The sequence below is a fragment of the Mesorhizobium sp. NPDC059054 genome (assembly GCF_042739215.1).
Classification (GTDB): Bacteria; Pseudomonadota; Alphaproteobacteria; order Rhizobiales; family Rhizobiaceae; genus Mesorhizobium.
The window spans coordinates 550,707-569,954 of record NZ_JBHYHV010000005.1 but is presented as its reverse complement, the minus strand read 5'-3'; the positions used below and the strand labels follow the sequence as shown (position 1 = coordinate 569,954).

Genomic DNA, 19,248 nt, shown 5'->3' with positions numbered 1-19,248 from the left:
TGGCTATCACGGACGCGGCGACAACATCGTTCCCCTCCCCCTTGAGGGGAGGGGTTAGGGGTGGGGGTATGCGACAGGCTCGATGTGCAGGACCCGTAAGATCGTGAAGCGATCCAGCGGCAATTCCGCGCGCTGAAGAGCGGTCATTACAACTTGGTCGATGCCGTGGTATGCGCGGCTTCGACAGAGAGACCACGATCATGACATCGACCGACCAGGCAGCATCCCTGCCCATCCACCCCGCGCTTGCTTCCGCCCTGGAAGCGAAAGGCTATCACCAGCTGACGCCTGTCCAGGTGGAGATGGCCAACGCCGACGTCGAGGCCGACCTCCTGGTTTCGGCGCAGACTGGTTCGGGCAAGACCGTCGCCTTCGGCATCGCCATCGCCCCGACCTTGCTTGGGCGCGCCGAACGGTTCCCGGCAGCCGGCCGGCCGCTCGGGCTCGTCATCGCGCCGACGCGCGAACTCGCGATCCAGGTGCAGCGGGAGCTCGACTGGCTCTACGCGGCTGCAGGCGTCAGGATCGCGACCTGCGTCGGCGGCATGGACATGCGCAGGGAGCGCCGCGCCCTGGAGAGCGGCGCCCATCTCGTCGTCGGCACGCCGGGACGCCTGCGCGACCACATCACCAAGGGCGCGCTGGATCTCGGCGCGCTACGCGCCGTGGTGCTGGACGAGGCCGACGAGATGCTCGACCTCGGTTTCCGCGAGGACCTCGAATTCATCCTCGGTGCTGCGCCTGAGGATCGACGGACCCTGCTGTTCTCGGCAACGGTGCCGCGCGGCATCGCGGAGCTGGCCAGGAATTTCCAGCACGACGCGGTGCGCATCGCGGCGACCGCTGCCACCGAGCAGCATGCCGACATCGAGTACCAGATGATGCTGGTGCGGCGCGACGAGCGCGAGCATGCCGTCATCAACACGCTGCTGGATTCCGACAGCGCCAGCGCGCTGGTGTTCTGCCACACGCGCGAGGCGGTGCGGCACCTGACCGCGCGGCTGGCCAACCGCGGCTTCTCGGTCGTCTCGCTGTCGGGCGAGATGGCGCAGTCGGAGCGGTCGAACGCGCTGCAGTCGATGCGCGACGGCCGCGCGCATGTCTGCGTGGCGACCGACGTCGCCGCGCGCGGCATCGACCTGCCGAACCTCGACCTCGTCATCCATGCCGATGTGCCGAGCAATCCCGCGACGCTGCTCCACCGCTCGGGCCGGACCGGCCGTGCGGGCCGGAAAGGCGTGTGCGTGCTCATCGTGCCCGAGAACAGGCGCGGTGCCGCCCAGCGCGTGCTGGCGCTGGCCAAGCTGTCGGCCGTCATGCGTGCCGCGCCGGGCATCGCGGAGATCGAGACCCGCTATCGCGCCCAGATCCTCGACGCGGTGCTGTCGGCCGCCGAGCCCGACGAGGCGGAAGCCGCCTTCGTGGCGGAACTGCTTGCCAAGGCAAGCCCGGAGCGCATCGCCGCCGCCTTCCTGCGCCAGCAGCTTTCCGCCCGGCCCGTGCCCGAGGACCTCTCGCCGTTGCCCGTCCAGGACATGCAGGCGAGGAAATCCAAACGCGACAGGGGGATCGAGGAAAAACGCGACGGCGAGCCGCGCCGTCCGGACATGGAGGGCGGCGTCTGGTTCACGCTGTCGCTCGGGCGCAAGCAGCGCGCCGACCCGAAATGGCTGCTGCCGATGATCTGCCGGGCCGGCGGCGTCTCCAAGCGCGACGTCGGCTCGATCCGGATCGAGGACACGCAAACCCGCTTCGAGATATCCGCCGACAAGGCGGCGGGTTTCATCGAGCAGATCAGGCAGCCCGGCAGCACCGAGCGCGGCATCGTCATCGCGCCTGCCGGCGAGGGTGGCGCGGCATCGTCGTGGCGGGCCAAGCCGAAGTTCGGCAAGGGAAAGCCGGATTTCGCGAAGGGCGACAAGTTCGGCAAAGGCGGCAAACCGGGAAAGAAGCCCCACCGCGGCCAAGGCGCGCCTGGGGATCGCAAATCCAAGGGCAAGCCGAAGCGGCAGGGCTGAGCCGGGTCGGGCTTTTCGAAACTCGCCTTGAGGCCTTGGCTTCCAGTCGCCTGTCATCACCAGCGCGGTATGGCCGCTTTGCGCCGTCAACTCGGCCATTTAAGTACGCTCTGCCGCTGCCTGAAAGCAGACGTTGCCGCGCGGCTATGGTGGACCGTCACGGTTGCGTCACCAGCGGTCGCTAAAGCGATCAAGGCTGGGCGGCCGGAGCCGACTCATTGCGAAAGTTCGTTCGCCCGCGCGGCGCACTTCACGCCCACGACCACCCCGAGGGTCCTTCCAAGATACGCTTACGAGCGACTATGTGGATCAAATGTACGCGTGAGTTCAGCCTGAACCTGCCACTCCGATAGCCGGTCCCTCAAAACGTAGGCGACACGACTGTTCTCAGGCGAACAGCCAGTCCTCAGCCGAGAGGGCCCGAACACCTCCCAGGGTCAGCACGTCTCCGGTGTCAAAGGTAAGCGTCAGACTGCCGTTCCGGGTGCTCAGGCCGATGTCGCCGCTGTCGATCAATGCCTCCAGTTCGGCAAAATCGTCGATGTGATTGCTGCCGATGCTGACATCGAGTTGCACCCGGTCGAAGCTGGGATCGTTCGCATGGCGACTCTGGTCGAAGTCGAAGACCCAGTCGCGACCATCTCCTTCCTTGAAAACGACCAGATCGGATCCCTTGCCGGTCCAGATCCGGTCATTGCCTGCGCCGCCAAGCGCGATATCGTCGCCCTTTCCGGCAAATATCTTGTCGTTGCCATCACCGCCGTCGAGCCTGTCATCGCCCTCGAGGCCGAAAAGAACATCCTTGCCGCCGTGCCCGCGTAAGACATCGTTGCGGTGGGTCCCCTTTAGGACGTCGTTGCCGTCATCTCCGTCCTTGACCACCCCATCCACTGGTGGGGCGACCTCGATCTGGACCACGAAGATATCGTGGACGCCGTTGGTATCACCGGGCACCAGGTTCGTGGCGTTGCTGCTGTAGGCCAGGAAGCGGCCATCCGCGGAGATTGATGGACCGCCGCTGAGATTGTTCGCTTCGGAGACGGTTGTGATGGTGTTGGCCAGCCGGTCGAACAGGAAGACGTCGGTGGTGTCGTTAGGTCGGTCGGTGAATACGTTGTCGTAAGTTACGAAGCGGCCATCCGCCGAGATTGAGCTGTGGAAGCCAGTGCCCTCCGAAGCAGCCGTAGTGGTGTTGGTCAGCCGGTCGAACACGAAAACGCCCTGGAGGCTTCTCGAGTAGCTTACGAATTGGCCATTCGCAGAGATTTCGGGTTGGAAGCCGCCGTCGTCGCTACCGTCGATGGCCATCGAGACTCGTGTGGTGGTGCCGGTCTGTCGGTCGAGCACAAAGACATCGCCGGTGCCGTTGGTATCACCGGAGACAAGGTTGGAGGCATGGCTGCTGTAGGTTACAAAGCGGCCATCCGCCGAGATTGAGGGATCATCGCTGGAGGCGTTCGCTTCAGAGCCGTCACTGGCCACCGAGAGGCGCGTGGTGGTGTTGGTTTGCCGGTCGAACACGAAGACGTCGGTGGTGCCGTTGGTGTCGCCGGAAACCAGGCTGGAGGCGTTGCTGTCGTAAGTTATGAAGCGGCCATCTGCGGAGATCGAGGGATTGAAGCATTGGTAGAACATTTCTGTGGCGTCGCTGGGTACCGAGACGCGTGTGGTGGTCTCGGTCTGTCGGTCGAACACGAAGATGTCGTAACCGTTGGTGTCGCCGGGAACCAGGCTGGAGGCGCCGCTACTGTAGGTAACGAAGCGTCCATCCGCCGAGATTGACGGCTCGGCGCTGTGGTCGTTCGCCTGGGTGCCGTCGCTGGCCACGGACACGCGCTCGGTCGTATTGGTATATCGGTCAAACACGAAGATATCGGTGACGCCGTTGGTGTCGCCGGGGACCAGGTTCGTGGCATTGCTGCCATAGGCGACATAGCGCCCATCCGCCGAGACAGAGGGGCTGCCGCTGCTGTTGTTTGCTTCAGTGCCGTCGCTGGTCACCGAGATACGCTCGGCCTGAAAGGTCTGCAGGACTGACACGTTTTCCTCGGTGGTCTGGTTGCCCATCGTGCCTCCTTCTCGCCGTAGCGAAGCGACCTCTGGGCCGGCGGCTCCGGTCGAGGTCTATGGGTAAAATTGCGGGCCGGCCACCTGAGTTCGTCAGTGCCGGGCAAAGGCCTTATGGCGCGGAGCGCCTAGGAATGGGTCGCTAGGATGCGCTGCTCGATACCCGTGCTGGCGTGAATTACCTAACGGCAAAATAGCATGTCAGCCTACGAGGAGAAAGGCAGAGGAACGGCTAGGGCATTCATTTGAAGATTCCACCAACACGGTCCTCCAGTTGGCCACTTGGACCTTCCGTTGGCGTCAAGTCATCACGATGCGACCCGTCTGCCTTGGATGAAAGCGGGTTTCCGCTGATCGCAATTGACCTGACAGCTATTGACCCGATCGAATTTCGGTCCGAGGCGCGATAATGGACGGATCACTGGAGTTGGATTAGGTCTGTTGTTGGGGGAGCACGCCATGCATCACTGGCACTGGTTCGACATCGCCTTTCCCTGGATTGGCGGCGCTGGCGCAATCGTGTTGGTGGTCCTGCTTTTTGCAACGGACCGTCTCCGGAGCGATCCAGGCCGCTCGCGATGGCATGACCGGGTGTGGTTGTCCTGGCTGGGGATGGCGGCCTATCTGCTTCATAACTTCGAAGAATACGGCATCGATGGGCTTGGGACGTTCCATGCATTTCCGGACATGATGTGCGCACAGCTCGGTTTGCCGCCTCATCCGAACTGCCCGATCCCACCGGTGTTTTTCCTTGCGGTCAATATAACGCGTTCTGGGTCGCGGCCCCCATCGCAGCCCTGTTGAGCGGACGACACCCGCTTGTCGGGCTTTCTGTCTACAGCATCATGATCGTCAACGTCCTGCCACATGTCGTGGCCGCGTTTGGCGGTAACTTCGGCGGAGGATTTTTCACTTCACTGCTGTTCGCCGCCCTGGCCGTGTGGATCATCCACGCCTGCTTCGGTCCAGGCCGGATGAGCTACGGCGCGCTCGCGCTTCTTGTGGCTGGCGGGATCATCGCCCACATCGTTCTGGCGGCCCCGTTGTTGCTGTTCCTCAATTCCGGCTCGAGCATAGCCGTCCTGCTGCAACTGGCGAATCCCTTCCTGCTGATGCTCATCCTGTGGCTTGGTGAGCGGTGGCGTGATGGGGCGCTGATCTCGAACCGGCGAAACCAACTCACCTCAGGAGCGGCGCGGACCTGACCGCGAACGTCCGTTCCTGCTCTTCCTGCCGCCCCGTCGCTCGCTATTCCGCAGGCTCCTGGCGTCTCAGATCACAACCACCGATTTCTGTTTTGCGCTCAGTTCGAGGCCTTCAGCGTGAAAGCCATGACATAGTCGCCTTTGTTCGGTGAATAAGGCGCGCCACCGACAGAGATCAGCACGTATTGCTTGCCTGTCGTGGGCGAGACATAGGTCATCGGGGTGGCGCTCGAGCCGACCGGAAGCGGGTATTTCCACAGTTCCGTGCCATCAGCGGCGTCATAGGCGCGCAGATAATAATCCTGCGTGCCGGCGAAGAATACCAGGCCGCCGGCGGTGGTGCTCGTGCCGGCATAGGTCGGTAGCCCCATCGGCATCCGCATGCCCGACTTGATACCAAACGGCCCCAGTTGCTCGGCGGTTCCCGCCGGCACCTGCCAGGCGATGGTGCGGGTGTTCATATCGATCGCCGTGACCGTTCCAAACGGGGGCGTCACGCAGGGTATGCCCAGCGACGAAACCCACAGTTCCGTCGCCATGCCGTAGGGCGTGCCATTTTGTGGCGACGGGCCGTGGCCGCTGCCATCGGCATGGGCCTTCTTGGCGAAGTCGGGATAATTTTCGCGCGGCACCAGGGCAAAGATACTGGGCGCGCGGATATCGTTCATGAAGACGCGATTGTTATGCACGTCGACCGAAACGCTGCCCCAGTTCAAGCCGCCGACATTGCCGGGCTGCTCGATGGTGTATTTCAGGCTGATCGGCGTGAAATCGCCGTCATAGTGCAGTTGCTGGAAGGCAATGCGGCAAGCAAGCTGATCGAACATCGTCACGCCCCACATGGTTTTCTCCGTCAGGCGGGCGCCCCCGATCGTCGGCATGCCAACCGAATAGGGTTGCGTCTTCGACAGGCGCGGCAGCTCCTCGGGGACAGCCCCCTCAGTCGTCACCGGCTTTTCGGCGACCTCCGCCAGCGGTTTGCCTGTCGCACGATCAAGCAGGAACAATTGCCCGCGCTTGGTCGTCTGCAGCACGGCCTTGGCCGTGCCGCCCTTCATATCCGGCACGTCGATGAGCGCGGGCTGCGACGGCAGGTCGTAGTCCCATATGTCATGATGCACAGTCTGGAATTTCCAGCGTTCCCGGCCGGTCTCGACATCGAGCGCCACGAGCGTCGCGTTGTATTCGTCGGCGAAAGCCGGACGTAACGCACCGTAGTAGTCCGGCGTCGTATTCCCGAGCGGAGCGTAGACGAGGCCCAGTTCGTCATCGAAGGCTGCGGTCGTCCAAAGATTGGGCGTGCCGCGGGTATAGGTCGAACCTTCCGGCGGCAGGCCGGTGATCGCCGGATTTGCGAGGTCCCAGGCCCAGTCGAGCTCTCCGGTAACTGCGTTGAAGGCGCGGATCACGCCCGAAGGCTCGCCGACCTCCTGGTTGTCGACGACCCAGCCGCCCACCACCACCTTGTCTCGGGCGACGAGCGGTGCCGATGTCTGGAAATAGAAACCCTTCTTGACCTCACCCATCCCCTGCGACAGCTGCACCGTGCCGCCTTCGCCAAAACCGGGACAGTAGGCGCCTGTCTTCGCATCAATCGCGATCAGGCGCGCATCGATGGTGGTCATGATCAGACGCTGATTGCATGGCTGATCGGCGATCTGCTCGGCTTTCGGAAGTTCGAAATAGCCGATGCCCCGGCAGCGCTGCCAGAACGGAGCCGTGGCCTTCGGGTCGAACTTCCAACGCTCCGTCCCGGTGTCCGCATCCACGGCCGCCACGACGTTCGCCGTCGTGCAGGTGTAGACCGTATCGCCGATCTGCAGGGGCGTGTTCTGGTCGAAGCCCGTGGTGCCGCGGCCGGTGCGATAGGTCCAGGCGAGGTCCAGCCCGGTCACATTGTCACGGTTGATCTGATCGAAGGGAGAATAGCGCAACCCCTTGGTCGTACGCCCGTAAGACGTCCAGTCGACGGGCGCATTGTCGCCTTTCGCGGCTTCGTAAGCTGGAACGGCAGCGGATGGGCGGATGATGCCATGCGGCTGGAAGGCGAGCGCGAAGCCGACGGCAAACAGCACGGCGGCGAAGGCCGCGCCACCATAATACAGTGGCCGCTGCGGCTGCCGCGCCACCGACGGCGTGAAGAGCAATGCAAAGCCCGCCAGCGCCAGCGGTGACATCAGGCGGGCGAACAGTCCCCAGAAATCGAATCCGGTTTCCCAGATTGCCCACGGAACCGACAGCAAAGCGACGAGTACCATCAACCATGCGCCCGCCACCTTACCCCGCCAAAGCAGCAGCGCGCCGAGGAACCACGCGATGCCGACGATCAGATAATACGGGGAACCACCTAGTGCGATCAGCCAGCCCCCAGCGACTGCGACGGCAATGCCAATCAAGGCGAGTACGACAAGGTAAAGGTGTGAAAGTATCCGCATCCCAGTCTCTTTCTGTGGAGCATGATGCTCCGGAACATGCTCAGCCGGTGACCATGCACTTGTGGCAAGCATCATGGACAGCAGACGATCCTGCAAGGCGTGCTGCAAAGATGGCCCGTCGGGTCGCTGAAGGCCGCAGCATGTGAAATTCCGACGAAGATTGCCTGTTTCATCGATCTGGCACGGCACACTGATTCCGATGCGTCATTCGCATAGGCAATCGTTGTATCAGGTGTGATATTACGAATTTGAACGTGGAATGGATCGACAGGCATTGTGTCGGGCCATTCCAAGACGATAGATGCCGTTTTAGCCACGGAAGAGAGGTTGAGAATTGGTTGCAACCAGGAAAGTCGTGATGATGGTTTATGCCGCCGGCAGCCTGCGCCATGTGCTGCCGTCCCTGCTGGGCGCTTTTGAGGCTTCGACCGGTGTTGTGGCCGAGACGCGGCTCGGCCCCGCCGGGCTGCTGCGCGAGCGCATCGAAGCCGGTGAGCGCCCGGATATTTTCCTGTCGGCAAGTTTCACCCATCCGGCGCGGCTTGCGGAGCGAAAGCTGGCGCGGCCGGCGATGGTCTTCGCCCGCAACACGATGGCTGCCGCCGTACGTCGCGACGCCGGCATTACGACGGATAGTTTCGTCGACCGGCTGCTCGACCCGGCCATCGGCATCGCCACCTCGACGCCGCAGAAAGACCCGTCCGGGGACTATGCATGGGCGATCTTCCGGCGGATTGACGAGAAGAGACCCGGCAGTTTCGCGCTACTCGAGTCCAAGGCGCAGAAATTGGTCGGTGGTTCCGAAACTTCGAACACGCCTGGCCGTTACGATCCGATCGCGACCGCGATGACGGCGGGTCAGGCACATGTCTTCCTCGGCTACCGCACCGGGTTGACCGGACTGGTGACTGAAGTCGAAGGCACCGAGATCGTCGAGATTCCGCCCGAGGTGAATGTCGTGCCTGAATATGGGCTGGCAACGTTGCAGGGCTGCTCGGAGGCAGGGCTGGCTTTCGCGCTGTTTATCCTCTCAGCCGTCGGCCAGGGGATATTGCGCGACTTCGGTTTCCAGCCGGTGGCGCTGCCGCAGAAAAGCTGAGGCGGGGCGGAGAAGCCCGCAAGGGGAGATCTGCTGCATCTGCCTTGCCGCCTCGCGCTCAACGCTATATGCAATAAAACATATCGTTCCCGGTTCCGGGCATCTTGAGAGGTTTCCACATGAACCTGCGTAGCGGCCCGTTGCTGGCCCTTGCCGTTGCCTTGTCGCTGCTGATGCTCGGCCCGGCCGATGCCCGAACCGTCACCGATCAGCTCAACCGCACGGTAACCGTTCCCGACAAGGTCGAGCGCATCGTCGTCCTCCAGCATCAGACGCTCGACATCCTGGTCGAGCTCGGCGCCGCGGACAAAATCGTCGGCGTGCTGCGCACCTGGCAGAAGCTCATTCCCGGCCTCGACAAATACGCGCCTCAGATTGCAAGCCTGCCGACGCCGGGCGATCTGCAGGCCGCCAATGTCGAGGAGGTGCTCAAGCTGAAGCCGGATGTGGTCTTCGTCACCAACTACGCGCCGCCGGCGATGATCGATCAGCTCGCGAAGGCCGGCCTGCCGGTCGTGGCGATCTCGCTGTCAAAAGGCGAGGGCGTCGAGGCACCGAAACTAAACCCGACCTTCGTCGATGACGATGCCGCCTATGCGGAAGGGCTGAAGATCGGCGTGCGCCTGATCGGCGACATCGTCGGCAAGGGCGACCGGGCTGAACAACTCATCGACTACGCCTTTGCCCAGCGCAAGAAGGTGGAGGATCGTGTCGCCTCTATTCCGGATGGAGAGCGGGTGGAGCTCTATATGGCCAATCCCGACATGAGCACTTACGGCTCCGGCAAATATACCGGCGTCATCATGAAGCGCTCCGGCGGCATCAATGTCGCCGCCGGCGTGCGCGGCGCCACCAAAGTGTCAATGGAGGATGTGCTGGCCTGGAACCCGCAGGTGATCTTCGTGCAGGACCGCTACGCGCCGGTTGCCGACGAGATCAGGAAGGGTGCTGCCTGGCAGCATGTCGACGCGGTTGAGAACGAACGCATCCACATCACGCCGGAATATGTAAAACCTTGGGGCTATCCGCTGCCCGAGGCGCTGGCTCTCGGCGAATTGTGGATGGCGAAGAAGCTCTATCCCGAGCGCTTTGCCGACATCGACATGCAGGAGCAGGCTGACGCCTACTACACCCAGTTCTACGGCCAGAAGTACACCGGGCCAAACTGAGCCGTGACGTTGCCGGCGCCAGTTCATCAAAAACCGACGCGCAGCCTCGCGGCGGTCTTTCTCATTCTTCTGCCCGTCGCGATCTTCCTTTTGTCCTTTCTGCTTGGCCGTTATCCGGTCGAACCACTAACCGTCATAAAGGTGATCGCAGCGCAGTTTCTGCCTGTCTCGCCGGATTGGCCGCCAGTCGTAACCTCGGTGGTGCTCGATGTCCGGCTGCCGCGCGTCCTGGCGGCGATGGTGGTCGGAGGCGGCCTGGCGATCGCCGGCGCCTGCTATCAGGGCGTGTTCCGCAACCCGCTGGTCTCGCCTTTTACGCTCGGCGTCTCGGCCGGCGCCGGCTTCGGCGCGGCGGTGGCCATCCTGTTGTTCGGCGAGCGTTACGCTACGCAGGCCTGCGCATTTGCCTTCGGCCTGCTGGCGGTAGCCATCTGCTTCGCCATGAACCGCTTCTTCAGACTGAACTCGACCATCGCTTTGGTGCTGGGCGGCGTCATCGTCGGCTCGCTTTTCACCGCGCTGCTCTCCCTGCTCAAATATGTCGCCGATCCGAACTCAAAGCTGCCGGTCATCGAGTTCTGGCTGCTTGGCTCGCTTTCCTCGGTCTCGACCGCTGACCTCGTGCCCGTCCTCACCGTCACCATTCCAAGCGTGCTCGGGCTGCTCGCCTTGCGCTGGCGGCTCAATCTTCTGGCGATGGGCGACGAGCAGGCAAGCATCATGGGTGTCGAGGTGGCGCGGCTCAGGCTGGCGATAATCCTTCTTTCGACATTGATTGCCGCTTCCGCCGTTTCGATCAGCGGCATCATCGGCTGGGTTGGCCTGGTCATCCCGCATCTTGCCCGCATTCTCGTCGGGCCGGATTTCCGCCGGCTCCTGCCGGCAGCGCTGTCGCTTGGGGCTTGCTACCTTTTGATCATCGACGACGTCGCTCGCACGGTGACCGCGGCTGAAGTGCCGCTCGGCATTTTGACCGCACTGATCGGCGCGCCGGTCTTCATGCTGTTGCTCGGCCGCGGCAGGCTCGGCTGGGCATGAAGGGTTCGCCATGATCCTGTCCGCCGACAAGCTCGGTTTTTCCTATCCGGACCGGCCGGAGCGGATCTTTTCCGATCTCAGCCTGAATATCGCGGCGGGCGAAGTCGTCTGCGTGCTCGGTCCGAACGGCGTCGGCAAGTCGACGCTGCTGCGCTGCCTGGCCGGACTCTCGCAGCCGAACGCCGGCGAGGTCGAACTCGACGGGCGGTCAATGGCATCGCTGTCACGTCCGGAAATCGCCCGGCAGCTGGCGCTTGTGCCGCAGAGCCATGAAACCGTCTTTGCTTTCTCTGTGCGCACCGTGGTCGAAATGGGAAGAGCACCGCATCTGGGCCTCTTCGATGTGCCAGGAAAAGAGGTGACGGAACTTGCGCTGGCAGCCTTGAGCACACTTGGGATCGGCCATCTGGCGGAAGCAGCCTACACCGAAATCAGCGGCGGCGAACGCCAACTCGTCCAGATCGCCCGCGTCCTGGTCCAGGCACCAAAGCTGATGATCCTTGACGAGCCGACTGCGCATCTCGACTTCGCCAATCAGGTGCGCTTCCTGGCGCTTGTCCGCCGCCTGGTCGAGACCGGCCTCGCGGTAATCTTCACCACACACGCGCCCGACCATGCCTACATGCTCGCCGACCGCACTTTGGTGCTCTCACGCGATCATCCGCCTGCGGTCGGGCCGACATCCAAAATCCTGACGGAAGAGACCTTGTCGCAGGCCTATGGCGTGCCGATCCGGGTGATCCGATCTGGCAACCACATCACCTGTGTTGCCGAAATCGATAGGGCGTGACCTACGCGTGGCGTTCAGCGCATGATCGGGCCGGCAGATCTCAGGCACACTTGTATAAGATTGCAGACCAGGCGCTCTTCTTCGTCAGCCTGTTGCGCCCGGCTTAAGGGCCGTACCAAGGTTTCCACGATAGCCCCCACAATGCACATGGAAGTGACCTTGGCGTCCTGGACGACGAATTCGTCTGCTTTGATGCCCTCGTTGATCACATCCTCGATGATCGCCCGGTAGGGTTCACGGAACCTCATCCGATCCGCATCGATTTCCTCGTTGACGGATTCGACCAACAATGCCCATGCGAGCTTGCGACCCGCGAGCGCCCGTCGGGCAAATGTCTCCATCATTTGGGTCAGGCGTTCGCGAGGTGTGCCCTTCGTGTCGGCAACTTCGCGAAACACTTCGATCTCATGCCGGGCGGCTCGCTGATACACTTCCGAGAACAGAGCCGTCTTCGAAGGGAAATGAGTGTAGACGCTGCCGGTGGAAACGCCCGCCGCCTTTGCGACGTCGGGAATAGCCGTACCTCCATAACCGGCTTCTGCCACAAGCCGATGAGCCGCCGTCAGGATCTGCTCGCGTGCGGCATCGATGCGACCTTGCATCTTGGGTGTTCGGCGATAGGCCATTAAGGATTGAACTCCAGTTCATTCTTTCTTATGGTGCTTCTCACGACAGGCTGATCCCTTGTCTCTTCACCTTGAGGAAGCCCTGGTGAGGCATGAATTGCGAGCTGGAATCTTACATTGGCCGCGCAGACTGCGCGAGTGGATCTCGATCGGATCGCCGAAGATCAGATCGTTAACTTCTGCTTTCGGACACTCTCAAAGGAGACAATCCATGAAGCGGATCTCTGCGGGCGCTCTCCTCGCTGGCTGGCTTGTTTCCGGATTTCCGGCGCATGCACAGAGCCTCGAATCCACTGTGGCTTTCGAAATGCCGATCAACGTCGAAAACTGGCGGCCGGACATCGTCGGTCAGAACGGCATGTACAGGTTTCGGCAGGTTTCAGGCGCTTGCCAGATCACCTTTGCCCAGAATCTCGGTGCGGATGCGGCAAGGGCAGCAGGTCGAACGCCGGGCGATACGATCGAGGCCTATGCGCGAAAACTGAAATCGCAGGTTGGCGACGTGGCAAGGAACAAGTCGCCTGACCTGAAGCTGCGCGCCAGCACGGGAGACCCGGTGGCCTTGCTGTCGGAGGAGGCCAGCTATCGAGGGAAAGATGGCATCCATTACCGCAACCGCATCGCAACCCAATGGGTGGAGACGGTGGAATTGCTGATCGTCGCAGCCTGCCCATCGGCCGAATGGAAACGTCAGGCAGCAGCCGTGGACGCATTCATCGCCAAAGTGACGATACATCGATGATGCATCGAAGCTGAATTTTACTCTTTGAAAGAGCGATCGTTACTTCAAAAATTTGTCGTTTTATTTAAGGCCGTTTTGTTCGGAGGCAAGTACGATGACTGTTCGCCAAATCCATCAGCCCTCGCACCACAATGCCGTGGCGAAGTCCGGTTCTCCGCGCGCTGGCACGCTGAATGTGGAGCGGTTCAATGACTTGATGGCAAGGCATATCGAGCAAACCTCTTCGGAGGGCGAGCGCCGGCAATCGACGGCGATGCCTGGCGTGCGGCAAACGGGCGGCACGATGCCCCCGCTTCATCTTGCTCCAACCTTCCGGATCGCTCCGGGCACCACCGTCGAGGAAATCGACGTCACGGCGGACGTCGAGACCGACAAGGAAACACAAACCGACGAGATGATCGACGGTATCGAGGCCGGCAAGACCACCGCCGCGATCGCGGAGGAACTCGGTGTGACCGAGGAAGAGGTCATCGAGGCGCTCGAAGCGCAGGGCTACACTTTCAATCCGATCAATGACGGAACCATCGTAGGCGTTGAAATCATCGATCCCGATGGAGACGTTGCCGCCGTACATGCCCACGATCAGGAGCAGACCGCCTCACAGGAACCTTGGGCCGTCACCTACATCTACTTCGTCGATGGTGACGGCAACGAGGTCAGCCGTATCACCTACAGCGACGGGACGGTGGTAGAGGTTGTGACCGACACCGACGGCCGCGTGACGACAACCGAAGTCGAGCCGGTCGGGGATGGTTCTCCGACCGAACATGAGGTCAAGGACGGCGAAAACCTTACCGAGATCGCCGAACTCTACGGCATCACGCTTGCTGAACTGGCGAAAAGCAATCCCGAACTTTTCGAGACGCGCGATCCCGATCTCATTCATCCCGGCGAAACGATCATCATCGAAGACGGCTCGAAAACGACTGTCACGATCGAGTTCGATGGCCAGACATTGACGACTTACCCGGACGGGAGCGTCGAACTGACCTACGCCGACGGCACCGTGATCCAGATCGCTTCCGGCAGCTTGGAGGAAACCCTTGCCCACCTCCTGCTTTCCGCAAATCCCCACAGCAGCGATCCTGAAGAAGCGAAGGAAGGCGAAATCATCGCAACCGTGGTCACGGGGCTTCTCGCAGGCAAGACTTACGAGGCTCTGTTGGAAGAGGCGGCAGCGAAGGCAGAAGACGTCCAATCCGCAATCGACACCTATGGCATCGGGCCAGAAACGGAACCGACCGTAGATACCGACGGCCGCGGCAACCAGATCGTGAATCTCTTTGGCGAACCTCCCGATGAGGAGACACCTTCAGGGATTTGGGTGCCGGTATCCCTGGACGGCAAGTATCATTGGGTGGACCAGAAAGTGGCCTTGGCAATCAGGGCGGAGGATCTCGCCAATGCCAAGCTGAACGCGCTTCCGGCGACCTTTGAAGAAGGTCTTGCTCAACTCGATGCCTGGGCGCTGGATGCCGACTACGATCAAGCCATGTCGGATGCCGGGAGCGCGTTGAACGAGGCCCTCTCGCCCCATGGCCTGTCATGGGCAGGCCCTGCTCCTGACGGGACGTTGGCCGAAGCGGAGACACGGTTGGACGAAGCTTCGGCGGCTCGCGAATTGGCTGACGGCGCGGTGCAAGCCTACGCGGAAGCCGCAAGCCTGACCGGAGACACATTCACGGACCCGAACCAGGTCGATGCAACCTTGTTCGAGATCGATGCACTGACGACAGAGGGCGACAGGCTGTCGGTCGACTACACGGTCGCGCAACTCGAGGACAAACTCGATACGCTCGAGGAGGGATCCGAGGAGTACGAATATTTCGACGACGAACTGCAGAAAGCCAAAGACCTGCAGGAAGCTTTCGAGAGCAAGTCAGACCTCGCGAGCGCCTACGCCGACTACTACAACGCAAGAGGTGATCTCGCTTCTGTCCAGGCACTCCAAGAGCAGATCGTCGAGGAATGGCAAAAACAGAACCCCATGCCTGAGGATCCGGACTGGAACCATATCGCTGGAAACGGGGCGTTCCTGGGCAAGCTTGAAGAGACAGAGACCTTTGTCGACGATGACGGTCAACTCTGGATCGTCCTGCATTACGAAACCCAAGACGTCAAATGGCAGCTTACCTACGACATCTGCGACCCGAACGCCCCGCAGGAAATCCGCGACTCCGAGCTCAACCAGCAATGGCAAGCGATCGGGCCAGACCTATCTGACCTGAAGGAGAACGAACTCATCGCGGGCAAGGAACTGAACGAGACGCTGGAAGACCAGCTGGATATCCAGATCAATGACAATGATGCTCTGATCGAGGACCTTCAGGAAGAGTTCGATGAACTCTATGTCGAACTCGGGTCGGAGAATGTCGAGCCGCCGGAAGGCGAACAGGTTGAGATAACCGTGGCAGGACAGACGGTTCTCGTATCGGAGGAGGTGGCCAAGGCCTACGAAGAGACAGGGATCGAAGCAATTTCGGATCTCGGACAGCCGGTGCGCATCGAAATCGATGGGCAGCAGGTTTGGGTCGATGCCGAACTGGCCGTGGCAAAAATAGCGCTTGATGCCGCGCAGGAGACGGGCTCCTCACTCGAGGATGCCAGGGAAGCGGTAAGGGATGCGGTCAGCTACTCATCATTCCAGCTCACCCAGCCGATCAGTCCGTTGGACTCGCCCGCGGAGATCGCACGCATGCAGAGCACCTACCTTGAACAGCATGAGCAGGAAATGCTGGACAGCTTTTTCCAGCCGCAGGTTCAGGCGCTTGCATCGGAATACGGCAATGAATTCCGTCAGTTGAATGAAAGTGGCATCGCCGAAGCACTCCAGATAGATCCGTCGACTGAGCCCGGCAAGGAAACCATCGAACTGGTTTCAGCCAAGATCAATGAGATCGGCGGCATGGACAAGGTCCGTATCGTACCGTTCTTCCATGTTGAAGAAGCCGTCGGCGCTCGCAGGACTGCGCTGTTTGCAGTCGAGGATTCCGACGGAAAGACCTGGTATGTCGACGAGTCAGGCATGACGTTCGAAAGCATCCAGGATTTTCAGGACAGCAATTGTCTGTTTTCCCCGGACGCCAAGCTGGTCGTTCCCTCCGACCTTCAGATGCAGCAGGACGGAACCGGAGAAATCCCGCTTGAAGTCGTTGCGGGACACAACACTTCGGAAGTGGAAACAGTCGTCGACACCTCCGTCAGCATCGTCACCACGGCAGCTGCCGGCCTGTCTGTCATTCCGGTGCTGACTCCGTTCACCGCGCCGATCGCTCTGGTAGGGGGTGCCTATCTCGGAGGTCGCGCCCTCAATGACGAGGTGGATTATCTGAGCCACGGCGGCGATTTTTTCGACAGCAGATCGCTGATGAACGTGGCGTCGGTTGCAACAAGCGTGTTGCCGATCGCAGGCAGTTCGCTGCGCTGGGCGGGCACGGTAAAAAACCTCGGCAACCTCTCCAAGGGCGAAATCTATCTTGCGAGCCTGGGCACCGTGCGCTCGACGAGCGTCATCGCCGCGCCGAATGCCAAAGCAATCAACAGCTATCTGAGGACGGGAGGCGAGTGGAGTCTGGCGGCCCGCGTTGTCGATCGCACGGCAATGGGGATCGGCACCCCACTCGCGGCGGTAAGCGCGCAAAACCTGATCCTCAATTGGGATCAGATGTCGAGCCTGGAGATTGCCGACGCGCTCGCGGGTTTTGCCAGCGGCTTTGCAGCTGCAGCTCTGGGTGCAAGAGGGACGTTGTCCAACAGAGCCGACAGGCAATGGTCGGACGGCTCAGGCACGATGCCCGGCGAACCATTGCCAACCGATATCGCGCCCCCGCCAGCGGATGGGACAACGGTTGCTCCGGTCTTCGACGACGGCGATCCGACCGCTGTTCCAGACATCGATCTCGATCACGTCCTGACAGCTCAAAGCTCTGCAGCGGAAACAGCCGCCCTGTCGGCTGCGGTGAAGAGCGCAGGCGACACGTATCAACAGGCCTTCAGCGCCGAACGGGAGCTTATCGGCATACGAAAGGGGTTGAATAAGAGGATCAGGGAAGCTGAAAAACAGAAGAATGCCGACGAGGCCAATCGCCTGAAGGAAGAACTGGCCGAGGTGGAAGCCCGCCGGGAAGAAGCCGCGAAAGACGTGAAACAGGCCAAAATAACTTTCGAAAAGGCAGAGGATAGTCTTTTTGAGGGACGAGTTCGCGAAATCCTCCGTTGGTCCATGCCCGAATTTGCTGGCGAAACCCGGTTTTTGAACGGAACGATCATCGATCGCGATCCCGGCGGCAAACATGCCCATCCGGACGGTTATCTGGAACAGGAATGGAGCAGCAGCCGGCCAACCAATTTCCTGGCGCTGGAAGTAAAGAACTTCAGGAAGCACAGGACCCAAAGCATCAGGGAACTGTATGAGCAGATCAACAAGCGCCACCCGCATATCGAGACGGAAGGCCGTCATGTCAGGCACGCTGTCGTCATTCCGTCCAAGGCGTATCCGAACGAAACCAGAAGGATAGAGATAGCCACAAAGCTCAATGCGGAGACCAACGGAAAGGTCCATGTCGAGGACGTATTTTTCCTGACCGATCACGGTGACACCGCGACCCTTGAATCGGCCGTGCCGGTTAGAGGGCCTGACCGCTTCGGTCCGGGCGGGGAGCAGCGGTACCGGATGGACACCGAAACCTTGAGGCAGCCATTTTTGGTGCTCGACGTCCAGCCTGATGGTCATGGATCCGACCCTCTGCCCGACGGCAAAGATCCGGACAAGCAGGGGACGCCGCTCGATCCGGACCGGCCGGATACGAGCCATGTTTCGGCACTGTCTCTCGAGGAAGTCGCAGCGCTATCCAAAAAAGAACTTGGCTCTTACTCCGTCTGGGAAATGGAGGCGCTGACGCGCCCGCAGATCGAGAACCTGTCGCCAGGGCAGCTCTCCGCACTCGCTCCGAGACAGTTCCGGAAATTCACGCCGGAGCAGGTGGCATGGATGTCACCGGAACAGTTGGACGCGCTGTCGGTCGCCCAACTGAGGCCGTACCAGAGAACGCACGGAAAGACGATGACTTCCGACCAGAAGGCGGCCGTGGAACTGGCTCTCTCGTTTGCCAGGATGCGGGAATACCAGCAGGGGATCGATATCCTCGTATCCATGTTCAACACGTCGCACTTCATCTATGCCATGTTGCCAGAATTGGGGCTGGTGACGGCGGGCGCCTATACCATCCGCTCGGTTGTCTTCGGCACGCAGTCGTTGTTTCCCAATGCCACTGCTTCGGACACGAAGCTTGGCCGGAGCCTCAACATCGCAAGCGGTCTTTCATTCCTGGGCTCCTCTCCGGGTACGTGGCTATCATTCCTGGGCGGTTCGGATCGGATCGGCGATGGGGCCTCCATGGGCGGCAACCTGATTTATGGACCTGGGTCGATCTATAAAGGGCTCGCCGGAGCGCCCGTGCTCCGCTTCCTAAGTGACCATGCCGGCAACCTTGCCTACCTTGTCGGCTCGGCCTCCGCCACGATGCATGCCGGGGGTGCCCCCATGGGGACGACGGCAGGTTTGTTGTTCACGTTCGCCAGCTTCGAATTCTGGGCTTCGGCAATCAGGACCGACAAGGTCTACAACAAGCCCGTTCCGAGGACGCTCGCCGAGATAGCGCAAGCTGCAAAGTCGGATGCAAGGTGGGCAATGGCCGATCGGATTGCGCTTGGTGCGGGCTTCAGCATCGGAATGGGCCTGCTGGCCGTGGACAAGCTGATGAGCACGATCGCTCAGGATGAAGCTGGCAAGCCCGTCGAGCAGGCGGATGAAGTCGATCAGGAAGCAGAAATCGAAGAGGATGAATCTCCCCGGATTTCAGGGCCCGGACGCTACAATCCGAAACTCGAGCAAGAAGGCTACCTGTGGGTGGACGTGATGGAAGGAGACAGTGTGCGGACCATTGCCAACGCCCATTTTGCCGATGTGGCCGAGACCGCCATGCTCAACATGGATCACATCTTTTTCCTGGATCTCGTCCAGCCCGGAGACAGGATCTACCTGCCGACGGCAGCCTAGC

12 protein-coding genes are annotated in these 19,248 nt (G+C 61.2%); 8 read left to right on the top strand and 4 right to left on the bottom strand.

Features of this window, described 5'->3' with window-relative positions:
- Positions 1-200 precede the first annotated feature (200 nt).
- Positions 201-2,018 (top strand): DEAD/DEAH box helicase, encoded by a 1,818-nt coding sequence (locus tag ACFWXH_RS23570; protein ID WP_379123752.1) that lies wholly within the window; start codon positions 201-203, stop codon positions 2,016-2,018.
- Between the two features lie 387 nt (positions 2,019-2,405).
- On the opposite strand, the gene ACFWXH_RS23565 is transcribed toward ACFWXH_RS23570, so the two are convergent.
- On the bottom strand, positions 2,406-4,085 hold the full coding sequence (locus ACFWXH_RS23565) for a hypothetical protein (protein ID WP_379123751.1): 1,680 nt from the start codon (positions 4,083-4,085) through the stop codon (positions 2,406-2,408).
- Between the two features lie 692 nt (positions 4,086-4,777).
- Between ACFWXH_RS23565 and ACFWXH_RS23560 the strand changes: the two genes are divergently transcribed.
- Positions 4,778-5,290: a hypothetical protein gene (locus ACFWXH_RS23560; RefSeq protein WP_379123750.1), complete on the top strand. Its 513-nt coding sequence runs from the start codon at positions 4,778-4,780 to the stop codon at positions 5,288-5,290.
- Between the two features lie 98 nt (positions 5,291-5,388).
- Here the strand turns inward: ACFWXH_RS23560 and ACFWXH_RS23555 are convergent, their stop codons facing one another.
- The gene (locus tag ACFWXH_RS23555) at positions 5,389-7,725 is read right to left on the bottom strand and encodes a membrane-bound PQQ-dependent dehydrogenase, glucose/quinate/shikimate family (RefSeq protein ID WP_379123749.1); all 2,337 of its coding nucleotides are present in this window, start codon (positions 7,723-7,725) and stop codon (positions 5,389-5,391) included.
- A gap of 358 nt (positions 7,726-8,083) precedes the next feature.
- Here ACFWXH_RS23555 and ACFWXH_RS23550 point away from each other — a divergent pair, with 358 nt between their 5' ends.
- From ACFWXH_RS23550 to ACFWXH_RS23535, 4 genes are all read left to right on the top strand, one after another.
- Positions 8,084-8,824: a substrate-binding domain-containing protein gene (locus tag ACFWXH_RS23550; protein ID WP_379123748.1), complete on the top strand. Its 741-nt coding sequence runs from the start codon at positions 8,084-8,086 to the stop codon at positions 8,822-8,824.
- Between the two features lie 119 nt (positions 8,825-8,943).
- Positions 8,944-9,993 (top strand): ABC transporter substrate-binding protein, encoded by a 1,050-nt coding sequence (locus tag ACFWXH_RS23545; protein ID WP_379123747.1) that lies wholly within the window; start codon positions 8,944-8,946, stop codon positions 9,991-9,993.
- A 9-nt stretch (positions 9,994-10,002) separates the two neighbouring features.
- The gene (locus ACFWXH_RS23540) at positions 10,003-11,031 is read left to right on the top strand and encodes a FecCD family ABC transporter permease (protein WP_379123746.1); all 1,029 of its coding nucleotides are present in this window, start codon (positions 10,003-10,005) and stop codon (positions 11,029-11,031) included.
- Between the two features lie 10 nt (positions 11,032-11,041).
- Positions 11,042-11,821: an ABC transporter ATP-binding protein gene (locus ACFWXH_RS23535; RefSeq protein ID WP_379123745.1), complete on the top strand. Its 780-nt coding sequence runs from the start codon at positions 11,042-11,044 to the stop codon at positions 11,819-11,821.
- Between the two features lie 14 nt (positions 11,822-11,835).
- Here the strand turns inward: ACFWXH_RS23535 and ACFWXH_RS23530 are convergent, their stop codons facing one another.
- Positions 11,836-12,447 (bottom strand): TetR/AcrR family transcriptional regulator, encoded by a 612-nt coding sequence (locus ACFWXH_RS23530; RefSeq protein WP_379123744.1) that lies wholly within the window; start codon positions 12,445-12,447, stop codon positions 11,836-11,838.
- Between the two features lie 85 nt (positions 12,448-12,532).
- On the opposite strand from ACFWXH_RS23530, the gene ACFWXH_RS23525 reads away from it, so the two are divergent.
- Entirely contained in the window at positions 12,533-13,189 is a 657-nt protein-coding gene (locus ACFWXH_RS23525) for a hypothetical protein (protein ID WP_379123743.1), read from the top strand.
- A 64-nt stretch (positions 13,190-13,253) separates the two neighbouring features.
- On the opposite strand, the gene ACFWXH_RS23520 is transcribed toward ACFWXH_RS23525, so the two are convergent.
- A complete protein-coding gene (locus ACFWXH_RS23520; RefSeq protein WP_379123742.1) occupies positions 13,254-13,763 on the bottom strand; it encodes a hypothetical protein in 510 nt (169 codons plus the stop codon).
- A gap of 123 nt (positions 13,764-13,886) precedes the next feature.
- Here ACFWXH_RS23520 and ACFWXH_RS23515 point away from each other — a divergent pair, with 123 nt between their 5' ends.
- On the top strand, positions 13,887-19,247 hold the full coding sequence (locus tag ACFWXH_RS23515; protein ID WP_379123741.1) for a DUF4781 domain-containing protein: 5,361 nt from the start codon (positions 13,887-13,889) through the stop codon (positions 19,245-19,247).
- Position 19,248: the final 1 nt, after the last annotated feature.

Excerpts from the sequence above, each read along its gene's own strand:
- ACFWXH_RS23555 (WP_379123749.1), bottom strand. The coding sequence starts at position 7,725 with ATGCGGATACTTTCACACCTTTACCTTGTCGTACTCGCCTTGATTGGC.
- ACFWXH_RS23535 (WP_379123745.1), top strand. The coding sequence starts at position 11,042 with ATGATCCTGTCCGCCGACAAGCTCGGTTTTTCCTATCCGGACCGGCCG.
- ACFWXH_RS23530 (WP_379123744.1), bottom strand. The coding sequence starts at position 12,447 with ATGGCCTATCGCCGAACACCCAAGATGCAAGGTCGCATCGATGCCGCA.
- ACFWXH_RS23545 (WP_379123747.1), top strand. The coding sequence starts at position 8,944 with ATGAACCTGCGTAGCGGCCCGTTGCTGGCCCTTGCCGTTGCCTTGTCG.
- ACFWXH_RS23565 (WP_379123751.1), bottom strand. The coding sequence starts at position 4,085 with ATGGGCAACCAGACCACCGAGGAAAACGTGTCAGTCCTGCAGACCTTT.
- ACFWXH_RS23520 (WP_379123742.1), bottom strand. The coding sequence starts at position 13,763 with ATGTACGGCGGCAACGTCTCCATCGGGATCGATGATTTCAACGCCTAC.
- ACFWXH_RS23550 (WP_379123748.1), top strand. The coding sequence starts at position 8,084 with ATGATGGTTTATGCCGCCGGCAGCCTGCGCCATGTGCTGCCGTCCCTG.
- ACFWXH_RS23570 (WP_379123752.1), top strand. The coding sequence starts at position 201 with ATGACATCGACCGACCAGGCAGCATCCCTGCCCATCCACCCCGCGCTT.